This is a genomic window from Sphingomonas sp. (assembly GCF_051962185.1).
Classification (GTDB): domain Bacteria; phylum Pseudomonadota; class Alphaproteobacteria; order Sphingomonadales; family Sphingomonadaceae; genus Sphingomonas.
Genome location: NZ_JBQCCN010000079.1, coordinates 1 through 6,847 on the forward strand (window position 1 = coordinate 1; position 6,847 = coordinate 6,847).

Here is a 6,847-nt window from a genome sequence, read left to right on the forward strand (position 1 = left end):
GCGCTTCGGCCATACCGCGACCGGCGCGCGCAACGTCTCGGCTGCGACTGCGGGCATCGGCCTGGAATGCGACAAGTTCAGCGCCGCCGCGCTCGACTTCCATTTCGACACCTATTTCCGCGAATTGCTTCCCGCGCTCGAACGGCTCGGCAAGCGCGAGCTCGCGGGCGTGCTGATCGACAGTTACGAAACCGGCATGCAGAACTGGACCGCGGAGCTGCCGCGCGAGTTCGAGCAACGGCGGGGCTATGCGCTGACCAGATATATGCCGGCGTTGACCGGGCGGCTGGTCGCCGACCCGGAGACCACCGAGCGCTTCCTGTGGGATATGCGTCGCCTGCACGCGATCCTGATGGAAGACCTTTATTACGGCCGCTTCCACGACCTGTGCCACCAGCACGGCCTGCTGTCCTACACCGAACCCTATGGCAACGGCCCGTTCGACGACCAGCGCCCCGGCGCCAAGGTCGACCGGCTGATGGGCGAATTCTGGGTACGCGGCGGCGCGGCCGCCTATTCGGTGAAGGTCGCGGCGACTACCGCGCACGTCCAGGGCAAGACCTTCGTCGGGGCCGAATCGTTTACCGGCCGTCCGGCGCAATCGCGCTGGCAGGAGCATCCCTACGCGATGAAGGGTCTGGGCGACGAGATGTACTCGCTCGGCCTCAACCATTTCGTTTTCCACCGCTATGCGCAACAGCCGCACCCGACCGCGCGGCCGGGCATGACGATGGGTCCGTGGGGATTCCATTTCGAGCGGACCAATACTTGGTTCGAGGAAGCGGGTCCGTGGCTGAGCTACGCCACGCGCTGCCAGCATATGCTCACCTCGGGCAATTTCGCCGCGGACATCCTGTTCTTCGCGGGCGAGAATTCGCCGGTGCAATGCCCGGTCGACATCGAGGAGCCGATCGCCGCCACCTTGTCCGGCCCGCGGCCGAGGCTGCCGCATTCGGTGCCGGCGGGGCACGATTATGACGTGTGCGGCGCCGACGTGCTGCACGAGCGCGCGCGGATCGAGGGCAATCACATCGTGCTGCCTGACGGCATGCGCTATCGGGTATTGGTGATGCCGGACGACCGGCGCGTCACGATCGAGACGCTGGCCAAGATCGACGAGCTGGTCCGCGCCGGGATGTGGCTGGTCGGGCCGCGGGTCGAGCATTCGCACGGGCTTCGCGACTATCCCAACAACGACGCCGAGGTAAAACGGCTGGCGAGCGGCCTGTGGGGCGATCTCGACGGCAAGGCGCGGACGTCGCGTACCTGCGGCCAGGGTCGCGTGTTCTGGGGCATGCCGCTCGACCGCGTACTGGCCGAGGCCGGCCTCGCCGCCGACGTCGCCCTGTCGACGCGCGCCAGCGACGCCAAGATCCACTGGATCCACCGCCGCACCGCCGATGCCGACATCTATTTCGTGTCCAACGCCAGGCGGCGGCCCGAGGAACTGGTCGCCACGTTCCGCGTCGCCGGGCGGCAGCCCGAATGCTGGGACCCCATGACCGGGAAAACCCACGCCCTCCCGGTATATGAGCAGGCCGACGGCCGTACCCGCGTGGCGCTGCGTCTCGACGAGGCCGGGTCGTGCTTCGTGGTGTTCCGCAAACCTGCGGCGGGATCGGGCGCGGTTGCGCTACGTGGAGCGGGCGACAGCTTGCTGCAGACTGCCGCCTATCCCGCCGCTGCGCGCGAGGAAGCCGGTGGGCGCTTCACCGTGACGGCGTGGATCAAGCCCGAAGTCGAGCTATGGCCGATCAGCCCGGACATGGCCGTGCCCAATCCCGATCCGAAACTGATCGCGGCGCGCGCCGTGGCGCTCGCCCGGGGCGGCAGCGTGGACACGCTGGGCATCGCCGGTGCCAGCTTCCTGCTCGATCCGCCCGCCGGTGACGCCGTCTATGGCAAGGGCAGCGCGACGCTAGCCTTGTCCGCGGGACGCAACGGCGTGATCGCGTACGCCAATGCTGGCGACAGCTATCGCGCGATATTGGCCGCACCGACGCCGATCGCGGGCTGGACCCACCTAGCGCTGACCGCGGACGACGGCCGCACCGCCTTGTTCCTCGACGGCAAGCCGATCGCGACCGGCGTGCCGATGACGGCGCAGCTTCACGCCCTGCTCAACGTGACGATCAACCAGCCGCGCCTGTTCGAGGGCGATGTCGCGGGGTTGATGCTGCACAAGACGGTGCTCGACGCGGCGGCGATCGCGCGCCTTGCCGCCGAACCGCTTCCCGCGCCCGCCGAACCGCCCGCGAGCGACGTCGCGGCCGGTGGCCTGCTGCTCTGGCGATCGGGTCGCTACGATCTAGGCGATCGGAGGATCGATGCGGGCGCGATCGCGCCGCCGGCCGCCCTGGCCGGGCCATGGCAAGTGTCCTTCCCGCCCGATCTCGGCGCTCCGGCCGGGATCACGCTCGATCGGCTGACGTCGCTGCATCGCCACGCCGATTTCGGGGTCCGGCACTTTTCGGGCACGGCGACGTGGCGGACGCGGTTCGCAGTGCCGGCCTCCGCACTCGGCGGCGATCGGCGACTCTATCTCGATCTCGGCCGCGTCGAGGTCATCGCGCGCGTGATCGTCAACGGCAAGCCGGTCGGGGCATTGTGGAAGCCGCCATTCCGCCTCGATGTGACCGATGCGGTGCGCGCCGGCGAAAATCTGCTCGAGGTACAGGTCACCAATCTGTGGCCCAATCGCCTGATCGGCGACGAGCATTTCCCGACCGAAAATGACTATTCGGTCAATGCGTTCGGTTGGGATGGCGGCATCGCCGCACTGCCCGATTGGTATCGCGAGGGGCGGCCGCAACCGAAAGGCCAGCGCGTCGCCTTCGCGACGTGGAAGCATTATTCGGCCGACTCGCCGCTGCTCGAATCCGGGCTGCTCGGCCCGGTCATGTTGAGGAGCGCGCGCCTGATTCCGCTGGCCTAAGGCGCGCCATCACCAAGGCTTGGAGCGCGCCACTGCCAGGCCGCGCGTGTCGTTGGGCCATTTGCCGCTGACCGCGCAGTAGAAATGATAGAGCGCGCCGTCGTGATAGATCACGGCGGGCTTGTGGGCGAACTTCTCGTCGATCGAGCCCGGCGCGCCGATGTCGATCAGCACCTCGTCGACCTTTTTGAACGCGGTCGGCGTGTGGCCCAGCGCGAGCAATTCGCGACAGGGCCCGTTATTGGCACGCCCGAAATAGAGCAGGCCCCATTCCCCGGCATGTTTCACCACCACAGGGTCGCTGGCGAAGCGCGCGTCGGGCGCACCATTGGGACCATTGCGGATCAGCGGATTGTTCGGCTGGCGCGTCCAGGTCTTGAGGTCTTTCGACGTCGCCAGCCCGGTCTGCTCGAACCACGGAGTGCCGGTCGTCTTGGCGTGGTAATAGAGATAGAAACTGTCGCCCTCCTTCACGAGATAGGGCTTGTAGAGGCCGCCTCGTTCCCAGTCGGCGCCATCCTCCGGCCGCAGGATCACCGGACCGCGCTGCCAATGGATGAAGTCGTCGCTCCAGGCGAGGCCGATCACCGCCGCGCCCTGCTCGTAGCCCGCGCCCGGATAGGCATGCCATGCGGCGAGATAGCGCCCGCCGACCTTGATCAGCCGCGCCGGCGACTGCAGTTCGCTCTCGCGCAGGATCGACGCGCACGCGACATTGTAGCGGGTGACCGGATCGTTGGCATCACGCGCGAGGATGATGCCCTTGCGCGTCCAGTTCAGCAGGTCGGTCGATTCGCAGATCCCAGTCTGATAGCCGGTGCCGTCGAACCCGACATAGGTCAGGTAGAACTTGCCGTTGGCCGAGAAGACGAATGGGCAATCGACTGCTTTTTCGTCGAAACTTCCCGCGACGCCCGATCCGCCGAGGATCAGCTTGGGATATTTGTACGGCGTGCGATAGGGCGCCACCGGATCGGTCGCGGCGCGCGCCAGACCGGGCAGCGCCAACGCGCCCGCGGCCCCCGCCGCCATGCCGAGAACGCCTCGCCGATCGAACATTGGCCGCTCCATCATCTACTCCCGGATCGCGATCGCCGGCGGTCGCCGACAGCGGCACGAGCGTACCGTCCGTCCTCGTGTGGGCCAAGTTATTTATCATACGAATTACCATTATTCGGCCTCGCACCGGGTTCGCGACGTTGCTTTATGTGCCTTCGCCGTCATAGTCTGGGTGGGACAATGAGCAGCAGAGAGGCAAATATCATCATCGATCTACGGACGTTGGACGATGGCTGATCGCGACGAGCGCCAAGCCAAACGCCGCAAACCGGCGGACCCATCGGCGCCGATGGCGGCCGAAATCAGCTTCCACAAATTCAACCGCAAGGCGCGGTCGAACCACGATCAGGTCGCCCGCACATTGGGGATCGACATCATTTCGGGCGTCTATGCGCCGGGCACGCGATTGCCCCACGAAACCGAAGTGCTCGAACGGTTCGGCATCTCGCGCACCGTGCTGCGCGAGGCGCTCAAGACGCTGACCGCGAAGGGGCTGATCGCGTCGAAGTCGCGGGTCGGCACCAAGGTGCTCGACGCAACGCATTGGAACCTGTTCGATGCCGACGTCCTGGCGTGGAAAGTCGCCCAGGGGTTCGACGAGAAATTGAGCAACGATCTCGCCGAGATCAGGTGCGCGATCGAGCCGCGTGCGGCCGCGCTCGCCGCCGAACATGCCGACAAGGCGGTGATCGCGCATCTCCGTCGCTGCATCGCCGACATGGGAGAGGCGACCGACAGCCGGCGCCGCTTCGCCGAAGCCGATCTCGAGTTCCATCGCGCGATCGGCGCCGCGTCGGGAAATATGCTGATGCGCGCGCTGTCGGCGGTGATCGAGACCGCGCTGGTCGAATCCTTCACGCTGAGCTCGCCTGTGCGCGACCTCGCCCGGCACGAGGAGGTGGTGCGCAAGCACGAGCGGATCGTCGATGCAATCGAGGCGCGCGACCCGCAAGGGGCCGCCGCGGCGATGGAGGCGGTGATCGTGCGCGGCGTGAAAGGCGCGAACGACGGGCTGGTTACGTGACCGGCGGCCGCCGCCCCTCTTAGCGCTTCCCCGGCGAAGGCCGGGCCCCAGCTTCGGCGTCTTCTCGAATGGCATCCCGCCGCCGCCAGTTCATCGATGCTGGGCCCCGGCCCACGCCGGGAGGCGGCTTGATTCTGCCAGCGTCGAACGCCCCTAGATCGCCCATCCCCCGTCAATGATCTGCACCTGCCCCGTCGTGTAGGTCGCGCCCGCCAGATAGACGACCAGATCCGCGATTTCCTCGGGCGCGCCGATCCGGCCGATCGGCTGGCGGGCGATGAAGGCGGCACGGGCGCCGTCGTAATCGCCGCCCGCCGACAACCGATCCTGCAGTGACGGCGTCTCCACCGTCCCGGGGCAGATCGCGGTGACGCGGATGTTGTGGCCGACGAAATCGGCCGCGATTGACTTGGTCAGGCCGATCACGGCGGCCTTGGTCACGGTATACGCGAAGCGGTTGGGCACGCCCTTCACACTCGACGCCACCGACGACATGTTGATGATCGCGCCGCCGCCACGCGCGACCATGCCGGGCAGCACCGCCTGGCAGGTCCGGGTCATCGCGACGACGTTGAGCCGCCAGGCGAAATCGAGATCGGCGTCGCTGGTCTCGAGCACCGTGCCGCCGTGGACGACGCCCGCGCAATTGAACAGGATGTCGATCGGCTCGGCGGCAAGCGCGGCGACCGCTTGCGGGTCGAGCACGTCGAGCCGGCGCGTCTCGATCCGGTCGCCGGCCAGCCCTTCCAGCCCAGCCTCGTTGACGTCGGTCGCGATGACGCGCGCGCCGGCGGCGGCGAGTGCCAATACCGAGGCACGCCCGATGCCCTGCGCGGCGGCGGTGACGAGGGCGGTCTTTCCGGTCAGGTCGATCAATTTCTGGTCCTCAAGATTGGGGGATAAGCGTGCCGGGCACATCGCCCGCACGGTAACAGGCTTCGACCAGCGCCATGGTGCGCCAAGCATCGTCGACGCGCGTGGCCAATACATCGTCCTCGCCCGCAGCGAAGCGCTGGAGATTGGCCATCGGGCCGATGAAGGCATCGGGGAACCATGCCCCGGCGAGCGGAACCTGTTCCCACGGCCCGCCGCGCGGCGCCAGCCAGAGCTCGTCGGGCTCGCCGGCCGGATAATCGAGCAGCACGCCGAGCTTGGCCTGCGCCGCGCCGTCCGTGCCCTCGACGCGGAAGCTGGCTTCCTGGTGGCGGCGGCCGAAATCGTGGTGATGGTTGATCGACAGCAATACGCGCAGTCGATCGCCGTAATCGAGCAGGATCGACGTCCGCGTGTCGGCGAGCTCGCTGCTCGGGTGGCCGAAGCTGCGGGCGAACACGCCCCGCGGATCGCCGACCATCGCGCGGATAGTGTCGAGATAATGGATCGAATGGCTGACGATCTCGACCCGCGGATTGGGCTTGAGATGCGGGAACAACTGCCAGGGCGTGACGAGATTGATCCGCACTTCGACCTCGACCAGCTCACCTAGACGGCTCTGCCGAATGGCGTCGGCGATCGCGAGCATCGTCGCCGAGTAGCGCAACTGGAAATTGACCGAAGCGGTCAGCCCGCGCGCCTGGGCGGTATCGCGAATCGCGGTCGCCTCGGCCAAGTCGAGCCCCATCGGCTTCTGCAGCAGCACCGCCGCGCCACGCGGCAACGCCTCGAGGATCGCGCGATGCGCGACCGGGGGCGCGGCGACGTCGAACACGGCGTCGGCCCGCGCGGCTTCCTGGAGCGTGGCGAAGACGTGGGGAATGTTCCACCGCGCGGCGAGCGCGCGGGCGCGATCCTGGTCGAGGTCGAACAGGCCGGCGACCTGAAAGCCCGCC

At 67.5% G+C, this 6,847-nt stretch carries 5 protein-coding genes; 2 read left to right on the plus strand and 3 right to left on the minus strand.

Going from position 1 to position 6,847, the window contains the following annotated elements; all coding sequences use genetic code 11:
• Positions 1-2,935, plus strand: a 2,935-nt coding sequence (locus ACTHJR_RS05020) for a glycosyl hydrolase (RefSeq protein ID WP_440522028.1), incomplete at its 5' end; no start/stop codon positions are given.
• A gap of 9 nt (positions 2,936-2,944) precedes the next feature.
• Here ACTHJR_RS05020 and ACTHJR_RS05025 read toward each other — a convergent pair.
• Positions 2,945-3,994 (minus strand): hypothetical protein, encoded by a 1,050-nt coding sequence (locus tag ACTHJR_RS05025; RefSeq protein ID WP_440522029.1) that lies wholly within the window; start codon positions 3,992-3,994, stop codon positions 2,945-2,947.
• A 229-nt stretch (positions 3,995-4,223) separates the two neighbouring features.
• On the opposite strand from ACTHJR_RS05025, the gene ACTHJR_RS05030 reads away from it, so the two are divergent.
• Positions 4,224-5,018 (plus strand): FadR/GntR family transcriptional regulator, encoded by a 795-nt coding sequence (locus tag ACTHJR_RS05030; RefSeq protein WP_440522030.1) that lies wholly within the window; start codon positions 4,224-4,226, stop codon positions 5,016-5,018.
• A gap of 153 nt (positions 5,019-5,171) precedes the next feature.
• On the opposite strand, the gene ACTHJR_RS05035 is transcribed toward ACTHJR_RS05030, so the two are convergent.
• Entirely contained in the window at positions 5,172-5,894 is a 723-nt protein-coding gene (locus tag ACTHJR_RS05035) for an SDR family oxidoreductase (RefSeq protein WP_440522031.1), read from the minus strand.
• Between the two features lie 10 nt (positions 5,895-5,904).
• The coding region (locus ACTHJR_RS05040; protein ID WP_440522032.1) for a Gfo/Idh/MocA family protein at positions 5,905-6,847 on the minus strand (943 nt) is incomplete at its 5' end.